The 16,961-nt window shown below is 34.4% G+C and carries 18 protein-coding genes; 7 read left to right on the forward strand and 11 right to left on the reverse strand.

Annotated elements, in window-relative coordinates; translation table 11 throughout:
* Positions 1–149 precede the first annotated feature (149 nt).
* From ABID42_RS18185 to ABID42_RS18205, 5 genes are all read left to right on the forward strand, one after another.
* Entirely contained in the window at positions 150–1,055 is a 906-nt protein-coding gene (locus ABID42_RS18185; RefSeq protein ID WP_367284894.1) for a sensor histidine kinase, read from the forward strand.
* Complete coding sequence (locus tag ABID42_RS18190; RefSeq protein ID WP_367284895.1) at positions 1,052–2,086, forward strand: sensor histidine kinase; 1,035 nt, start codon at positions 1,052–1,054, stop codon at positions 2,084–2,086. Before ABID42_RS18185 ends, ABID42_RS18190 begins: the two co-directional genes overlap by 4 nt.
* A 487-nt stretch (positions 2,087–2,573) precedes the next feature.
* A complete protein-coding gene (locus ABID42_RS18195; protein WP_323256417.1) occupies positions 2,574–3,320 on the forward strand; it encodes a LytR/AlgR family response regulator transcription factor in 747 nt (248 codons plus the stop codon).
* Between the two features lie 91 nt (positions 3,321–3,411).
* On the forward strand, positions 3,412–4,038 hold the full coding sequence (locus ABID42_RS18200; protein WP_323256419.1) for a uridine kinase family protein: 627 nt from the start codon (positions 3,412–3,414) through the stop codon (positions 4,036–4,038).
* A 586-nt stretch (positions 4,039–4,624) separates the two neighbouring features.
* Positions 4,625–5,122, forward strand: coding sequence for a nuclear transport factor 2 family protein (locus ABID42_RS18205; RefSeq protein ID WP_367284896.1), 498 nt, complete (start codon positions 4,625–4,627; stop codon positions 5,120–5,122).
* A 108-nt stretch (positions 5,123–5,230) separates the two neighbouring features.
* Here the strand turns inward: ABID42_RS18205 and ABID42_RS18210 are convergent, their stop codons facing one another.
* Complete coding sequence (locus tag ABID42_RS18210; protein ID WP_367284897.1) at positions 5,231–5,719, reverse strand: gamma carbonic anhydrase family protein; 489 nt, start codon at positions 5,717–5,719, stop codon at positions 5,231–5,233.
* A 150-nt stretch (positions 5,720–5,869) separates the two neighbouring features.
* On the opposite strand from ABID42_RS18210, the gene ABID42_RS18215 reads away from it, so the two are divergent.
* Both ABID42_RS18215 and ABID42_RS18220 read left to right on the forward strand, forming a co-directional pair.
* On the forward strand, positions 5,870–7,699 hold the full coding sequence (locus ABID42_RS18215) for a 3-keto-alpha-glucoside-1,2-lyase-like domain-containing protein (RefSeq protein WP_367284898.1): 1,830 nt from the start codon (positions 5,870–5,872) through the stop codon (positions 7,697–7,699).
* Positions 7,700–7,740: 41 nt separating this feature from the next.
* Entirely contained in the window at positions 7,741–9,723 is a 1,983-nt protein-coding gene (locus ABID42_RS18220; protein ID WP_367284899.1) for a c-type cytochrome, read from the forward strand.
* A 67-nt stretch (positions 9,724–9,790) separates the two neighbouring features.
* On the opposite strand, the gene ABID42_RS18225 is transcribed toward ABID42_RS18220, so the two are convergent.
* From ABID42_RS18225 to ABID42_RS18270, 10 genes are all read right to left on the reverse strand, one after another.
* Positions 9,791–10,138, reverse strand: a complete 348-nt coding sequence (locus ABID42_RS18225; protein ID WP_323256427.1) for a hypothetical protein — start codon at positions 10,136–10,138, stop codon at positions 9,791–9,793.
* The gene (locus tag ABID42_RS18230) at positions 10,116–10,637 is read right to left on the reverse strand and encodes a Panacea domain-containing protein (protein ID WP_323256429.1); all 522 of its coding nucleotides are present in this window, start codon (positions 10,635–10,637) and stop codon (positions 10,116–10,118) included. The genes ABID42_RS18225 and ABID42_RS18230 overlap by 23 nt, the downstream gene beginning before the upstream one ends.
* 79 nt (positions 10,638–10,716) lie before the next feature.
* Positions 10,717–11,247, reverse strand: coding sequence for a methyltransferase domain-containing protein (locus tag ABID42_RS18235; protein ID WP_367284900.1), 531 nt, complete (start codon positions 11,245–11,247; stop codon positions 10,717–10,719).
* Between the two features lie 54 nt (positions 11,248–11,301).
* Positions 11,302–12,255 carry a DUF8428 domain-containing protein gene (locus ABID42_RS18240; RefSeq protein WP_367284901.1) on the reverse strand — a complete coding sequence of 318 codons (954 nt, stop codon included), beginning with the start codon at positions 12,253–12,255 and terminating at the stop codon, positions 11,302–11,304.
* 280 nt (positions 12,256–12,535) lie between these two features.
* Complete coding sequence (locus ABID42_RS18245; protein WP_367284902.1) at positions 12,536–13,609, reverse strand: CHC2 zinc finger domain-containing protein; 1,074 nt, start codon at positions 13,607–13,609, stop codon at positions 12,536–12,538.
* 114 nt (positions 13,610–13,723) lie between these two features.
* On the reverse strand, positions 13,724–14,260 hold the full coding sequence (gene atpH, locus ABID42_RS18250; protein ID WP_367284903.1) for an ATP synthase F1 subunit delta: 537 nt from the start codon (positions 14,258–14,260) through the stop codon (positions 13,724–13,726).
* Between the two features lie 81 nt (positions 14,261–14,341).
* On the reverse strand, positions 14,342–14,836 hold the full coding sequence (atpF, locus tag ABID42_RS18255; protein ID WP_367284904.1) for a F0F1 ATP synthase subunit B: 495 nt from the start codon (positions 14,834–14,836) through the stop codon (positions 14,342–14,344).
* Positions 14,837–15,057: 221 nt separating this feature from the next.
* Positions 15,058–15,303, reverse strand: coding sequence for an ATP synthase F0 subunit C (atpE, locus tag ABID42_RS18260; RefSeq protein ID WP_184129022.1), 246 nt, complete (start codon positions 15,301–15,303; stop codon positions 15,058–15,060).
* 52 nt (positions 15,304–15,355) lie between these two features.
* The gene (gene atpB, locus ABID42_RS18265) at positions 15,356–16,435 is read right to left on the reverse strand and encodes a F0F1 ATP synthase subunit A (RefSeq protein ID WP_367284905.1); all 1,080 of its coding nucleotides are present in this window, start codon (positions 16,433–16,435) and stop codon (positions 15,356–15,358) included.
* Between the two features lie 108 nt (positions 16,436–16,543).
* Positions 16,544–16,903, reverse strand: a complete 360-nt coding sequence (locus ABID42_RS18270) for a hypothetical protein (RefSeq protein WP_184129016.1) — start codon at positions 16,901–16,903, stop codon at positions 16,544–16,546.
* Between the last annotated feature and the right edge of the window lie 58 nt (positions 16,904–16,961).

Consider the following 16,961-nt stretch of genomic DNA (forward strand, 5'->3'; position numbering starts at 1 on the left):
GGTAAATTTGAAAAGGAAAGGATAAGTAAGAAATGAGAAAAACGAGTAACCATATATTTTTTTGGATAGCCTATACTTTGTACTTTTTTTTATCCGGATTCATCACTACTCCTGAAAAGTTTACTCAAATCCATCACATTTTTCAAAATGTGATTATTTCTGTATTAGAAATTATCGCATGTTTCTACCTGCTCTTACATCGAATTTTCCCTGAAACATTACCCACCAAAAAATACCAATTATTATTCTTTTCATTAATTACATTGGCTGTGGTTTGTTCCGTTGGTAATGCCTTGATTATTTATTTTTACAGGGCTATTATTAACGAAACATTCAATTTTTATAGATCCTGTACAGTTGGTTTAAACAATCTATATCTATCAATACATTTTGCTTTGGCATATTGGTTTGCTACCAATTTTATCCAAAATGTAAGAGAACAAAGTAAGGCTGAATTACAAAAAAACATGTTAGAAAAATCTATTTTAGAAGCAGAATTATCCTCGCTCAAAAATCAGATTAACCCACATTTTTTTTATAATTCTTTGAATTTCCTATATGCTCAAGCATTGCCAATGTCAAAAAAATTATCCGATTCTGTGATGTTACTGGCAGAAATGATGCGCTATACCATCAAAGAAAATGATAACGAAGGCAAAGTATCTTTGATGAAAGAAATACAATACATTAAAAACTATGTAGCAATCCAGCAAATTCAGTTTGATGGAAAATTAAATATTGAACTGGAAATCATTGGAAACATTAATTACAGACGCATTCATCCATTAACAATAAGTCCACTCATCGAAAATACTTTTAAAAATGGCGTTTTAAATGATGCTCAATGCCCTGTAAGTATTTGGATTGAAACACAAGCAGACAATTTATTCTTAACGATTACCTATAAAAGAAAAATAGGCATCTGTGAAAAAAATATTTTTGATGATTTGATGGATGTCCGTAGGCGATTGTACATCGGATATTTTAATAAGCATTTTATCAAATTCGAGCACTCTGATTGCAGCCAAAAAATCTTCCTGAAATTAAGCTTATGAACTCTATCAACATCAAATACCATTATTATTATTGGATACTGGATTTTTCATTTCATGCTTTTATACATTATTCAAATTTCGACACCAAAATCAATTTTATCAGCATAGGTATTATTTTCTACAACATTCTCTTGAAAATGTTGGTATTCTATTTATCCTTAAAGGTAATTTTCCCTTTACTACTTGATAGAAAAAAACCTATTATGCTGAGTCTAGTAACGATTTTAGTCATTTTTCTGATCGCAAATCTGGGCGTTCTGATTGATAGAACCTTGATGCCCAAAACAGCAGAAAACATTAATAATACGCCTTTTTGGAGTATTAATGTAATGCTAAGATTTTGGTATTTACTGATGATGATTCCGACGGCTTTTGTGTATTGGTATGCTGAAAAAATTCTGAATCAAGAAAAAAGACAGCAGGAAATAGCATGGCAAACAAATGAGCTTGAAAAAGTAATTGTAAGGTCTGAACTTTCAAGTATCAAAAATCAGATTAATCCAGACTTTTTATTTAAAACCTTACATTTTTTCAATGTGCAAGCAAAAGTATATTCTACCAATTTATCAAGAGCCATCACGCTACTTTCGGACATCATGAGTTATGCTTTGCATGATAATTATCAAGTAGAAAAAGTGCCTTTGGCTTCTGAATTAAAGCATATTCAAAACTATATAGAAATTCAACAATTGCGTTTTGACAATCGTTTACAAATTATTCTGAGCGTTTTCGGTGATTTAACTGAGAAGCAAATCATGCCTTTAATCCTGATTACTTTCGTAGAAAATGCCTTTAAACATGGAGAATTGAACAATTGTGATAGACCCCTCAGAATTATGGTTGAAGTTGAGGGCAATGAATTACGATTTATGACTCATAATTATAAACGACAAGGACCAAGGGAAATTTCTGGAAAGATTGGATTAGAAAACACTAAAAAACGTCTATTGCTAGGTTATGCTGGCTCGCATTGTTTAGAGATTACCGACGAAGCTGGTTTTTATGAAGTAAACCTTTCTTTGAAAGTTTAATAGCCTTATCAGATAGTCGGAAATAAAAAAGGCTACATCTTTTCGACGAGCCTTCTATTATCTTAATTAGATGAAAACTAGTTGAAAATAATAGGTGCTCTATCTACTGAGAATGACTTTTATGTATAAAACTTTAGTCCTCAAAATTTGCCGTAAAGAATTGTTAACAAAAATTATTTACACCAAACCCTTATAAAAAATGACGAACTAGAGCTTTTCAAGGGTAAACACATTTATCGGCATTTCGTAGTGTTTACTTGTCAATTTCAAACATTATAATCTAACATACAATCTGTAATTTTGTAAAATAAACGTTTAGAAATTGCTTTAAAATATCTGTAAAATAGCACCTAAAAACTGCTATTTAAATGGTTTGCTGAAAAATATTATCCAAAAAATCAGCATCAAAAAACCTTTTGCAATAAATAAAAAAACAGAATTCATCCTTTGAAAAGAAAGCTTGAATTTTTACACCCGAAATACCACTATGAGTATAAATTGTTTAATCATTGACGACGAGCAAGCTGCGATTGATATTCTAAGGAGTTATATCAAAAGCATTCCCTCATTAAATCTTGTGGCAACCAGTATTGACCCACTTGAAGCGCTGGATATTGTAAATACTCAGAAGATTGATTTAGTTTTTATTGATATTCAAATGCCAGAACTTTCGGGTATCAGCTTTATAAAGCTTGTAAAAGGAAGATGCAAGTTTATTCTCACGACTGCTTACAAGCAATACGCCATTGAGGGTTTTGATAACAATGCCATTGATTATTTGATAAAACCTATAGCTTTCGAGCGCTTTTTACAAGCCTTACAAAAAGTACAAATTCCACATTCTGCTAGTAATATTATTCAAGAAAGTAATACTGGCAACCAAGTAAACACTGATAATTTTATCTTCGTAAAAACCGATAACCGCATCCAAAGAATTAATCTTTCAGAAATCCTCTTTATTGAAGGTTTGGGAAATTATGTAACGATTCATACCGAAAAAGGAAAATTTGTAACCCTTTTAAATGTAAAAGATTTAGAAGAATCTTTGCCTTCGGAAGGTTTTGCCAGAGTACATCGTTCTTATATAATTTCTTTAAGCAAGATAGAATTCATCGAAGGAAATCAGGTTTATTTAGACAAAGACCTGAATATTCCATTGGGCGATACTTATAAAAATCAACTTTGGGCGATTCTCGACGGCAAAACAATTACGGGGAAAAAGCCACCTTTCTGAGATGAAACAAGAAAAGAGTCAGTATTAAAATACAAGTTGTAATAATCTTTTCCGACCTTTGTGAAAATTTTTCAACGACTATAATCATTTTATGAGACCAGACCAACGACCATTTATCGTAGGCATCACCGGAGGCAGTGCTTCGGGCAAAACATTATTTCTCAATCAATTACTTCGTTCTTTTTCAAAAGATGAAATTTGTTTGATTTCACAAGACAATTATTACAAAAACCGACACGAGCAAGTTATCGACAAACATGGTTATATTAATTTCGATGAACCCGAATCGTTAGATTTGCATCAATACGCTATTGATATTGAAACGATTCGTTCAGGACAAGCTTTCCAACGAAAAGAATATACTTTTAATAATCCTGATATTATTCCAGAAATAATTACATTTCAGCCTAAGCCTATCATTGTTGTTGAAGGACTATTCGTTTTTTACTTTAAAGAAATTGCTGATTTATTAGATTTGAAAATCTTTGTTGATGCTAAAAGTAAAATCAGACTCGACAGACGTATCAGAAGAGATGCACAAGAAAGAGGTTATGGCGAAAAAGAAGAAGTAATGTATCGTTGGGATAACCACGTTGAACCTGCTTTTAAAAAATATGTAAAACCTTATCGTAAAACGTCGGACATTGTGATTCCAAACAATATTCACTTCGAAAAAGGACTTGAAATTTTGGTAGGATATTTAAGAAGTAAAATATAGAATCTCCTTAAGAGGTTAAAATGGCTAATGACATAAAAAATCATTAGCCATTTTTTGTATCTGGTGAATGTGATATTTTGTGACTCACGAGACACATTTTAGGTCATCAATGACTGGTTTTGTGACTCTCGAGACATGTTTTAAGTCTTCGATGACTGATTTTGTGACTCTCGAGACATATTTTAGGTCTTCGATGACTGGTTTTGTGACTCTTGAGACATGTTTTAGGGCTTCGATGACTGGTTTTGTGACTCTTGAGACATGTTTTAAGTCTTCGATGACTGGTTTTGTGACTCTCGAGACATGTTTTAGGTCTTCGATGACTGGTTTTGTGACTCTCGAGACATGTTTTAAGTCTTCGATTACTGGTTTTGTGACTCTTGAATCATTGAAAAAGGAGGTTCTTTACCATTTTAGGTCGTATGGAAGAGCCTAATAGCAGTTGAGCAAACATCCCTGAATTTTAGTCCACAATTTCAGTTTTTATCCTTAATTTAGTTTTAGGTTCAAGTTACTTGTATTAAATAAGTAATTGTGAACGGTGAAACTCATTATAACTTTTCAAAACTATCCAGAATCACTCATTATGAAGTACTCATTCCTTGCATTCTTTGGAGCTATTTTGATGCTATCGTCCATCAAGACATTTGCTCAACTTCCTGTAAAGCCTCTTGCTCCACAAGAACAACTCCTTAAAAGTGACAACCCAACGCTTGAACGCAACAAAAAACTCGTGTACGATATGTGGCGAGAATTCTTAGAAGGCGGACACCTTGAAGTAGCAGAAAAATACTTTGATGAAAATTATATGCAACACAACCCTAATGCTGCTACTGGCAGAAAAGCTGTTGTAGATTTCTTTGCAAAATTCACGAAACCTCAGCCTATTGCAAACAATATCAAATCGTCGGTGGTAGCAATTATCGCCGAAGGAGACCTTGTAATGCTAAGTTTTGTAAGAGAAATGCCAGACCCCGTAGATAAATCTAAAAAATATACGACTACTTGGTTTGATTTATTTAGAATTGAAAATGGCAAAATTGCAGAACACTGGGATTGTGCAGAAAAAATGAAACCAAACTAAGCTTGTCGAGATTGCTAATGATGCAATGAGATATTTCAACCTATCTTTAATCATTAGGGCTGGGCTTAAGTCCAGCCCTAATGAATAAAAGAGAGTTTTCTGATAATGCTAAACCAAAGGAAACTCTCCAGCTTGATGTCTTTTCGCCATTTCTACATAATGTAAGGCACTCAACGTAAGTTTTTCAGCTTGTTCTGGTGAAATTTGTCGGATGATCTTAGCAGGAATACCCACCACCAAAGAATAATCTGGAATTTGCATTCCTTCAGGTACTAAAGCATTTGCGCCAATGATACAATACTTCCCAATTTGGGCTTTATTCAAAACAGTCGCCCGCATACCAATCAGTGAAGAATCCCCAATTGTAGCACCGTGAACAATTGCCCCATGCCCTACCGTTACATCGTTTCCAATAATCGTTGGGTCACTAGGGTCAGCATGCAAAACAGCAGTATCTTGGATATTGCTACGGTCGCCAATGCTAATTTTCTCTACATCAGCTCTGATAACAGCTCCGTACCAAACAGACACATCTTTACCAAAGCTTACTTGTCCCATTACCGAAGCATTTGGGGCTATAAATGGTTTATTTTCCATGAAAAATTCAATTAATATCGTTGAAACAAAGGTACACAAATGGGATACAATGAGTACAAGTATATGGAAAATCTCTTCAATAAAGGATAATAGTATAGTTTTTGAGTGCTATATTTAAGCTCGTTTTTAAAAAATATTATCCAAATAAAAATGTCCAATTTACAAATTATGAAGAAAGCTTGGCTTGTTTCTGCATTGTGTTTACCAATGCTTGCAAATGCCCAGCAAAGTGTTTCCTTAGACGATATGTCTTTTTGGAAAACATCTGACAAGACAAACTGGCAAATCGCTAGTGACGTAACTGCAGACATCACTAAACCTGAAACAATGACTTTGGCAACAGGAAAAGGTGTCCTTGCCAATTTACCAAATCCTCAAAATCGTGCTAATTTACAGTCAGTTGCAGAATTTGCAGACGTAGATGTATCTTTCGATTTTATGATGGCGGTGCATTCTAACTCAGGTTTTTACTTGATGGGAAGATACGAAGTTCAGCTATTAGATAGCTGGGGCGTAAAAAATCCTGCAACGGGCGACTGTGGCGGTATTTACAAACGTCGTCGTTATGAAAATGGTAAAGAAATTCTTTTTGAAGGACATGCTCCAAGATTAAATGCTTGCCTTGCTCCTGGTCTTTGGCAACACATGGATATTTCATTCCAAGCACCACGTTTCGATGCTTCTGGCAAAAAAATCGCTAATGCTAAAGTACTTTCTATTAAATTGAATGGATATACCATTCAAGAAAATGTTGAATTGACGGGTCCAACGGGCGGTCCAATTTCTGAAACAGAAGCACCAACTGGTCCATTCATGATTCAGGGTGACCACGGCGCAGTGGCTTTCCGCAATTTTAAGCTTTCAAATTTAGGTGGAAAACCTGCTGAACTATCAGACATTTCTTACAAAGTGTTTTATGGTAATTTCAGAGAACCTAAAGATTTCTTGAGCAAAAAACCTGACGCTACAGGTAAATTAGATAAACTTACTTGGGAAGTTGGTACTAAAACTAACGATTTCGCTCAAATCTTCAATGCTACTTTAAAAGTACCTGAAGCAGGCAAACATACTTTTACTTTCCAAGCGGGTGGTAAATATTATGTGAACGTAAATGGTAAAGAATTACTTGCAGACGAATGGACAACTTCACGTGACAAACGTACTGCATCAATGGATTTACCAGCAGGCAATATTCCTGTTGAAATCACGATTTATAAAACTGATGGTTGGGTTTCTCCAATTCTTGGTATGGAAGTTCAAGGACCTAATTTCAGAGCCGTTCCTTTCCATTCTTTAGGTTCAGTATTAGCGGGTACTCCTTCAGACCCAATTTTATTGGATGCACCAGAATCTACTTTACTTCGTTCGTTCTCGGATATTTACAAAGATGGTAAAAAGCAAAAACGCATCGTTCATGCCATCAATGTGGGTAATCCTGCCAAATTACATTATACTTATGATTTAGATAATGGTTCAATCGCTCAGATTTGGAAAGGAGAATTCTTGAATACTTCACCTATGTGGGATGACCGTGGCGATGGTTCTTCTCGTCCAAGAGGTCCAATTTTGAATCTTGGTGATGTTCCTTTGATTGTTTCAGGAGAAACTAAAACTTCATTGACCGATGCAGTAGCAAGCAATGCTAACTTTCGTACTTTAGGTTACGATGTTGATGCTGATAATTTACCAACTTTCCGTTATCAGATTTATGGTACAGAAGTAGAAGACCAAGTGAGAGTTATCGACGGAAAATACCTTTCTCGTACTTTAACGCTTAAAAATCCAGAAGCAAATACAGCTTTACTTTGTCGTTTGGCAGTTGGAAAAAGCATTACAAAGTTGACTGACGATTTGTATGAAGTAGATGGGAAAAGCTATTTCATCAAAGTTTCAAGTGCTGCTACAATTGAAAAATCTGGAGACAACACCATCTTACTTGTTCCAGTAAAAGACAAAGTACAATATTCTGTAATGTGGTAAAAATCCCTCAAAACAATGAGGTTTTAAATCTGAAAAATCAAATGAATATCAAAAATATAAGCCAGTCATTTAGCCATTCAATTACCAAAATCGGTTTGGCATTGGCAATGACTACTGGAGCTTTCGCACAGGATGCTCCTACTGAAAATGATTATTATAAAATTGCCAAACTTCCAATTCCAGAAGGAATCGTTTTAGAAGTTGGTGGTTTAGTTACATTACCAAATGGTGATTTGGCAGCTTCTACTCGTCGTGGAGATGTTTATATCATCGAAAACCCAAATTCTAGCGCACCAGTATTTCGCAAATTTGCGAGCGGTCTGCACGAAATTTTAGGACTTGCTTACAAAAACGGTAATCTGTATTGTGCGCAAAGAGGTGAATTAACCAAATTGGTTGATAAAAATGGCGACGGCAAAGCTGACCGCTATGAAACAGTTTATTCTTGGCCAATTTCTGGACATTACCATGAGTACTCTTTTGGTCCTAAAATTGGTCCAGATGGTTCATTTTATGTAACAGGAAACGTAGGTTTTGGAAATTCTGACTGGTGGGCTGGAAAATCATTTGTGCCGTGGAGAGGTTGGACAATGAAAATTACCGAAGATGGTAAAATGACTCCATTCGCTGCGGGGATGCGTTCTCCTTGCGGAATCGGTATGATTGACGGAGAATTCTTCTACGGAGATAACCAAGGTGACTGGATGGGTTCTGGTTTTATTTCACAAGTAGAAAAAGGTGATTTCTTGGGTCATCCAGCTTCATTGGCTTGGGCTGACCGTCCAGATTCTCCTGTGAAAATGCGTGCGGACATGATTTATTCAAAGGTTGATCCAAGAGATAATCCAAGAGTAAAACCTGAATACGTAAAAAATGAGCCGATGACTACAATTTACGAAATGGGCAAAAATACGTATCCAAACATGGGAATTAAATCACCAGCAGTATGGTTGCCTCATGGAGTATTGGGCGTTTCTACTTCAGAAATCATTCAAGATGAAACACAAGGTGGCTTTGGTCCTTTCGCAGGTCAAATTTTCGTTGGAGACGAAGGGATGTCTAAAATTGCCAGAGTATTCTTAGAAAAAGTAAATGGTAAATTCCAAGGTGCTTCTTTTGATTTTAGAAGTGGCTTCCGTTCAGGCGTATTAAGAATGGCTTGGGGAACAGACAAAGCAATGTTTGTAGGTGGAACAAACCGTGGTTGGGGTTCTACAGGGAAAGAAGCTTTCGGTTTAGAAAGACTAGTATTTTCTGGAAAAATGCCTTTCGAAATGAAAGCCGTTAGAGCAATGCCCGACGGTTTTGAAATTGAATTTACCTTGCCAGTTGATAAAAAGACGGCTGAAGATGTAAACAATTATGATGTTTCTAGCTATACATACAAGTATCATCCAGTATATGGTAGCCCAATTGTAGATAGAAAAGATAATGCTGTAAGAGGTGCAAAAGCAAGCGAAGACGGTTTAAAAGTTCGTATCGTTGTTGATAATTTGCGTGAAGGTTATATTCATGACATTAAACCAGAAGGCGTACTTTCGGCAAATTCTCGTTTGAATGTATTGCACGGTTCGGCATATTATACTTTAAACAGTATTCCACAAGGAGCGAAAGCAAATATCACTTTAGTAACGCCAAAAACTCGTGCTCAACGTGAACGCATTGATGCTGGTGCAAAAGTAAATACACCAGATAATCAAATGAAAGAAGCGATGCCAACAGCTGCTGGTGAAAAAGCAAAAGCTAAAATGACATCAAGTGTAATTTCAGATGCTGAGGCGATGAAATTATTAAGCAAAAGTACTTGTTTGGCTTGCCACAAAGTAAACGAACGTGCAGTTGGTCCTTCGTATCAAGAAATTGCTAAACGTAAATATACAGTGGCTCAAATTGAAGCCTTGATTTATGAACCAAAGCCTTCTAACTGGCCAGAATTCGCTACTCCAATGCCACCGATGGCACATTTACCAAAAGGTGATGTGAAGAAAATCGCTACTTGGATTAGCTCTTTGAGTAAGAAATAAGCTTTAGATTAAATGTAAAAAGGCGATTCTGTTAAACGGAATCGCCTTTTTTTATCATGATTTTTTATCAATCTTCTGGTTTACTAGGAAAAAGATATTTAGTAACTGCTAAGAAAAATGCTGTAACATTGATGGTAGTTGAACCAATTAATCCTAAAATGATGGAATCAGATAGCAGTAAAAGTTTCAAGCCTACAAAAACAATAATAGCAACAATTGAGATTAGCCAACCTACTACCATAAAAAATATCCACTTAGCAAACTTCTTTCTCTCAGAAATATCCTGTTGTTTTCCTTGAATTTGTGTGGCTTTAGCTAAATCATCTAAATTAGATAAAGTGTATTGATCAGGTTTAGTTTCAACTCGTCCAAAAGCTAATTTCGCTTTTTCTTCAAGCTGTTGCAAAGGTGTCATGTGCGTCAACTTTTATATCAAAGGTTTCTTTAAAATAATCTGCAATTAGGTCATTCTCAATTTTGGCATTACTGAAATTTTCAATGCCTTCGTTTTTAAATACTTTAAACCAAGGTGAATTTTCAATATGTGTCCAATTTGATAATTGTACCGCATCTACATCTTTAGTAATATTCCATGTTAAATCAATCGCTTGTTCGGCTGAATCACAAAGTACATCTAATTTTAAAACAATTGCTTGATTAGATAAAGCGCCAATTAAAGTTGGTTCTACAATCGGTTGGTTACCCCAGTTTTTATAATAATTATAAACTTGAGGAATAACTGGCCCGTATTTCCAAGCTTCAATATTTTCATTGATTAATGGCTTTCCCGAATACACTAAATGCAAACCATGCGCTATATAAAGCATTTTCTGTAACTTCATTTGCGTTACAGGTTTGCCATTATCAATAGCCCTATTCACAAATTTGCTTGCTATCACTAATGCTGAATACATAGTTTTACGATTTTTATAACATTTAACGTAAATTTAGTTTTTTTAGTTTTATCCACAAGATACTGAGGGAAATAGTCACTTATATAAAACAAAAAATCTTCACCGCATTTCCCTTATCAACAATTCTTTGAAGAACAAAACCACAGTTTTCCACAAAAGCTATCAATTCATTTTCTAAGTAAAGTGGTTTTAAACATCCTTCATGAATTTCGCCTTCGTATTGAGCTAATTGTTCTTCGATAAAAAGCATCCCTCCTTTTTTCAGTATTGATTTACAATCATCCAAGATTTCACTAGGAAACAAAAACTCATGAAAACTATTAATAATCAATACTTTATCAAAAGTACTTTCAGGTAGATTGGTTTGTGTTTCAGAACCAATAACAGGAATAAATTTCCCTTGAATTGATTTGTTTAAGAATTTTTCATAAAATAAAATACCTTCCTTAATTTCTTCATCATTACACAATTCTTCATCAATATCTTGAAGATAAAAAGTCAATCCATCCACTTGTGAAGCAAAGTAAATTTCCCAAACTCCTCCAGATGCACCGATGGAGGCAATGGTTTCATTACTCTTAAAATCGTATGTTTTGAATGATTTTTCCATAAAAAAACCCTTTCAAAAGAAAGGGCTATGTTGTTTTATTAAGTTTTTATCTGATTATTTAACATCGAAACTACCCGAACCAATTTTATATCCTTCGCAAAATATTTCTACTGTATAATGACCAATTCTATATTTTGTCGCTCCGCCTCTTGCATAAATCATTTCAACAGCTTGACCATTATTTTGATACAGAATATCTTTTTTAACAGTATAAGTAGTTTCTTTTCCTGCTAATTCAAAATTTCCAGAGCCTGCATTTGTATCGAACATTACTGCACCGTCTGGGTCTAATACTCTTACAAAAACCGATTTTACATTTTGTTTAGCAATCAAATTTGGCTGTAATTGAAAAGCAATTTTAATCTTCTCAATTTTTGATACTCTATAAACGCCATTACTTCGTTCTTTATTTCTCCTTGAAATAGCATTTACTTTCACTAATTGTGCTTGTAAAGAAGATGCTAAATTTACTGTTGCTGTGAGTGCTTGGTTTCTTTTTGCATAAACTTCAAGAGAATCACTCAATCCTTGTTTTACCATTTTAAGCAGAATGTTCTCACTGCTTAACGACACATTTTCAGAGACAAGACTTTTGTTCTTTTCAAGTAATTTTGTGTTCTCTTTCTTGAATTTGGCAATTTCTGTATCTTTTTTAACTAAAATACTTACATATTCTTTGATTCTCTCCTCATACTGAGCCACTGAAAATGTATTAGCCCTTCTCAAAAGCATTCTATCGTTTTCCAATTGCTTTTTTGTAGCTTCCAAATCCTCAACTTTTCCTCCTAATGACTTTATTTGAGCAATTTTAGCATCTAATTGAATCCCAATTGAGTCTAAACGAATACTTGTTGAAGATAAAGCTTGAACTTTTTGACGAATAACATCTTCTTGAGATTTCTTAAAACTATTAGCATCAAATAACAAATAGGCAAGAATTGCAACTATAATAGCTAAAAAACCAGTTAATACCTTCCAAAAACCACTGCTTTGCGATGTCTCTTCCATAAATAAGTTAAATTTTGGCAAGCACTAGTCAATGGCTAACCTAATAATTTCATTGAGTTTCCGAATTTAGTAATTCCGACTGGATTAGAGAAATTTTTAGCTGTAAAGTTCAATTCGAAAAAGCCCTAAATTTCAACCATTTAAGGATTTTATCATTAAAAATACACTCAAATCTCTCTTATTATTTCGAGTTTTTTATCCTGATTTACCGAATAAAAAATTAATTTATTTTAATAGATTCTCTCTTTTATGGTGAAGTAAAAGAGAAGAAAAAGCCTTTTCAAAACATTCCCAACTGCTCGTTACTTCCTAACTTCTCTGTATAATAATCATTCACATCCTTGTAGTTGTCTGGAAGATTTTTCCGAGTACTTGATATATTGAAATGAGTGAATATTTTTTCTAATTCTTCCGCTGCTTTGTGTCCAGCTTTATCGTTATCTAAATAAAAAACTACATTTACTCTTTTAAAGAGTTTTGCCCATTCTCTTTTAAAAATATTGGCCGTTCCTAAACTTACGGCTGTTTTCCCTTCTTGTGCCAAACGCATACAGTCAAAAGCTCCTTCCGTTACGTAAACGGTTTCGTCTGTTTTGGTTTTCTTCAAAGCATCAACGTTAAAAAGTGTCAGCGGTTGATTATTCAAAAAGCAATAACGATTTGTACCTTCGCTGGGTTTTCCAATAACACGCCCTTGTAAATACACAATTCTACCTTCTCGATAATACGGAATAATTAATGAATGTGAATAAAAAATAAGGTTATTACGCTGATTGTATAAGCCAGATTCCTGTAAATCTAAAGTAGAAAAATGCTGTTTTAAATACCATGTTACTTCGGTATAATCTTTTATGACAAACAGGTTAAACGCTTTAATAGTTTTATCTGTAAAACCCCGTTGCTTTAAATAAGCAAGCGCAGATTGTGATAATTCGTTGGATTGTTGTTGCAAACAAAAATTCCGAAAGGCTTCATAAATCTGCGAGTGAATTTCTTCAGTAGGCTTTTCTTTCTCTTGCACTCGTCTGATGGCGGCAACATCAAATAAATTACTTGTTGGCAGTTTTTTCTTAGCAAATTTTTTAGATTGTTGAAAACCTGGAATATATTCTACTGCCATTTCTTGAATGGTAGATTTTATATCCATTTTTTTAATTTCTGAATACAGACTGATAGCATTACCAGTTTTAGCACAGCCAAAGCAATAAAAGCTATTGGTATGTGGATAAAGTACAAGCGAAGGAGTATCGTCTTCATGAAATGGACAAATCATTCGTTGCCGTTTCACATCCAATCCCAAATCTTCTGCCACTTGAAGAATAGATACTTGGTTGAGTTCGTCTAAAATATTCATATCATAATGATTTAAATTTATCCGATATATCCTTAAAACTAACTGAACTTAAACACAAAAACCCGTAAGAATGATTGATTCTAACGGGTTTTATTAGATAATTTTCAATGAAACTTAGTTATTAAATTTCATTTTCAATTCATTAAGTCTTGCCTTTACAGAAGTATCAATCTGACGATCGTTAACTTGAAGGATATATCCACCGATTAAATCAGTATCAATTTTCTCAATTACTTCTACAGTTTTGCCTGTATTTCCTGCAACAATTTGCTGAAATTCAGCTTTTTGAGAAGCAGTCAAAGGAGTAGCTGTAGTAACATAAGCTTTTTGAATACCTTTATGCAATTCGTATTGCACTAAATAGTCTTCAGCAATAAGTGGCAATACAGCTTCACGATTTTTTTGAGTAATGATTTCAAAAATAGACATCGTTGAAGCATCTACTTTACCTTTGAAGATTTGTCTAAGAATCGTCAATTTATGGTAATGAGAAACGATAGGGTTTTTCAACAGTAAATAAAACTGATGATTTTCGTCGCAAACTTGGTTGAAGAGTTTCATATCTTCATATACCTGAGCTTCAACGCCTTTTTCTATTGCCAAACCAAGTAAAGATTTGGCATATCTGAACGCAACGGTTTGCTGGGACATTTCGATTTTGGATTTTTGATGTTGAATTTAGATACCGAAGTATCGTCATTCTTTATTCAAATCTTAATATCAATAATGATATTAGTTTAATTTAGCATCAGCCAATAAGCTCGTTACTAACGCTTCTTGGGCAGCACGGTCAGCTAATTGATTACGTAATACTTTCTCTGCAATTTCTAAAGATAAAGAAGCAGCTTCTTTTCTTAATGTAGCTACTGCTAATACTTTTTCTTGGTTGAATGCAGCACGAGCTTTTTCAATTTCTTCAGCACCAGCTTTTTGAGCTTCTGCTTTTGCTTGAGCAATCATTGCTTCGCTAGCTTCTTTTGCTTCTTTTAACACTCTGTCACGTTCAGCACGTGCCTCAGCGATTAATTTCTCGTTACCAGCTTTCAATTCAGCCATTTCTTGGCGAGTTTTTGCTGCTAAAGAAAGAGCATCTTCAATTGATTGTTCTCTTTCTTGTAAAGATGCCATGATTGGTTTCCAAGCAAATTTTGATAACAAGAAAAACAAAAGACCAAAAATTACTAATTGCCAAACTATTAGACCAAGACCAGGGGTAATTAAATCCATCGTTGTCTGTGATTTTGTATGTGAAAATTTCTATGAATGCTTTCTGAAAATGTAGGCTTAAATACTGTTGTAAGTGATTTAGCTACATTTGAGTTTTTTGAGATGAAAATCAGCAAAAGCCTAATGCTTGATTTGCTGATTTTCAAATTTTGCTTTGATTCAGTTTTGACGACCGAGAAACTAGCTTTTTCGGAGATAAAATCGAATCAGTTGGTTTTGAATTACTTCAACGTTACCAACAAACAGATTACCGCTGCGAAAAGAGCTACGGCTTCAACGAATGCTGCAACGATCAACATAGCACCTTGGATTTTTCCAGAAGCTTCAGGTTGACGAGCGATAGCTTCCATTGCAGAACCACCGATACGACCAATACCTAAACCAGCACCGATAGCTGCAACACCAGCACCTAAACCAGCAAGACCTAAACCTAAAGAAACTTCTCCTAAGATTGACAAAAGTGACATAATTGTAATTGTTTATTTGTTAAATTAATTTGAAAAACGTTTGAATAAAATATTAATGATGATGCTCTTCAACGGCTGAACCAATATAAGTTGATGTCAACATTGTGAAGATATATGCTTGCAATAAAGCTACCAATAATTCGATAAGGTTCATGAAAATTGAGAAACCAACGATGATTGGGCTAATTGCGATACTTTCAAAGATAAAGATTAATGAAATTAAGCTCAATAAGATGATGTGTCCTGCACTAATGTTAGCAAAAAGACGAACCATTAATGAGAAAGGTTTCATAAATAAACCGATAACCTCTACTGGTGTTAATAAAATCAATAACCATTTCGGTACGCCCGGCATTGCAAAGATGTGTCCCCAATAAGTGCTTTTACCGTTAAGGTTAGTTACAAAGAAAGCAATTACGGCTAATACTAATGTTACTGCGATGTTACCTGTTAAGTTAGCGCCACCCGGTAATAAGCCTAAAAGGTTATTAATCCAGATAAAGAAAAACAATGTTAACAAATAAGGAGTGAAACGTCTGTAATGTTTTTCGCCAATGTTATTTTTTGCAATTTCATCACGAACAAAAATAATGATTGGTTCTAATAAAGACTGTAATCCTTTTGGAGCTTTTCCTTCACGTTCTTTATAACCTTTTGCTACAGATAAGAAAATGGTTAATAAAAGAACTGCACTAAGTAATAATGAAGCTACGTTTTTTGTGATTGAAAAATCATAAACCGTAGAACCATCTTCAGCAACAATATGGTGATGTTCTAACTTTAAACCTTCATAAGAAGCTGGTTCATGGTGTTCGTTTTTGAACTTACTTGAAGAGAATACTTTTAATCCATCTTTAGTGTAAACGATACAAGGCAAAGAAATTGAAACATGCGAATGTCCAATCGTAGCAAAGTGCCATTCGTGCTCATCACCGATGTGTTCAAGGATAAGTTTACCCGGCTCAAATTTTGCTTCGCCATGAGTTTCTTCATGCTTGCCTTCTACGGCTTCTGTGCTAGTTTCGATTGCTGGCGTAGCTGTTGTATCAGAACCATGCTCGTGCTGAGCAAAAGTTACCGAAGAGAACAAAAATAAAAAAGCTAAAATATTTGAAAAATACACTTTCTTCATCACGGCTTCTTGGAAGTATATGGTTGTTTTTTGAATATGCTTGTAATAAAAACTTTATCGTTTCGAGTGATAATCAACGCTTTACAAATAAAAGTATTGAAAACTCCTCTAAAAGTGTCGCAAGTTACGATACAATCCGTAAATTTCAAACCCTGTGTAACATAAATAGAGTACAAAAAAATTGGTAATAAAGATATAGATGTCTTTTGTACCCATGTAAGCAATTACTCCTACGAAAATCAGACTAAGAATTAATCGGGTTACAATCCCTCCTAAATAGAACTGAACAAAGTTTTCACGATTGTTAGCAAAACCTAATTGGGCAAGTAAATGATTAAGGTAAGAAACCGCAAAAAAGAAAGCCAAAATAATCCATTTATACTCATGGAGATATTGGGAAAGTCCTATTTGAGGGGAAAAATAAAATATCAAACCCAAGCCAATTGTCAGGATAATAATTCTGAGCATAATCAATAATTTTTGCAAAGGTAGGGAAAGACTAACTTTCAGAAAAGGAGAATCATAA

Source organism: Arcicella rosea (assembly GCF_040543805.1).
GTDB lineage: Bacteria > Bacteroidota > Bacteroidia > Cytophagales > Spirosomataceae > Arcicella > Arcicella rosea.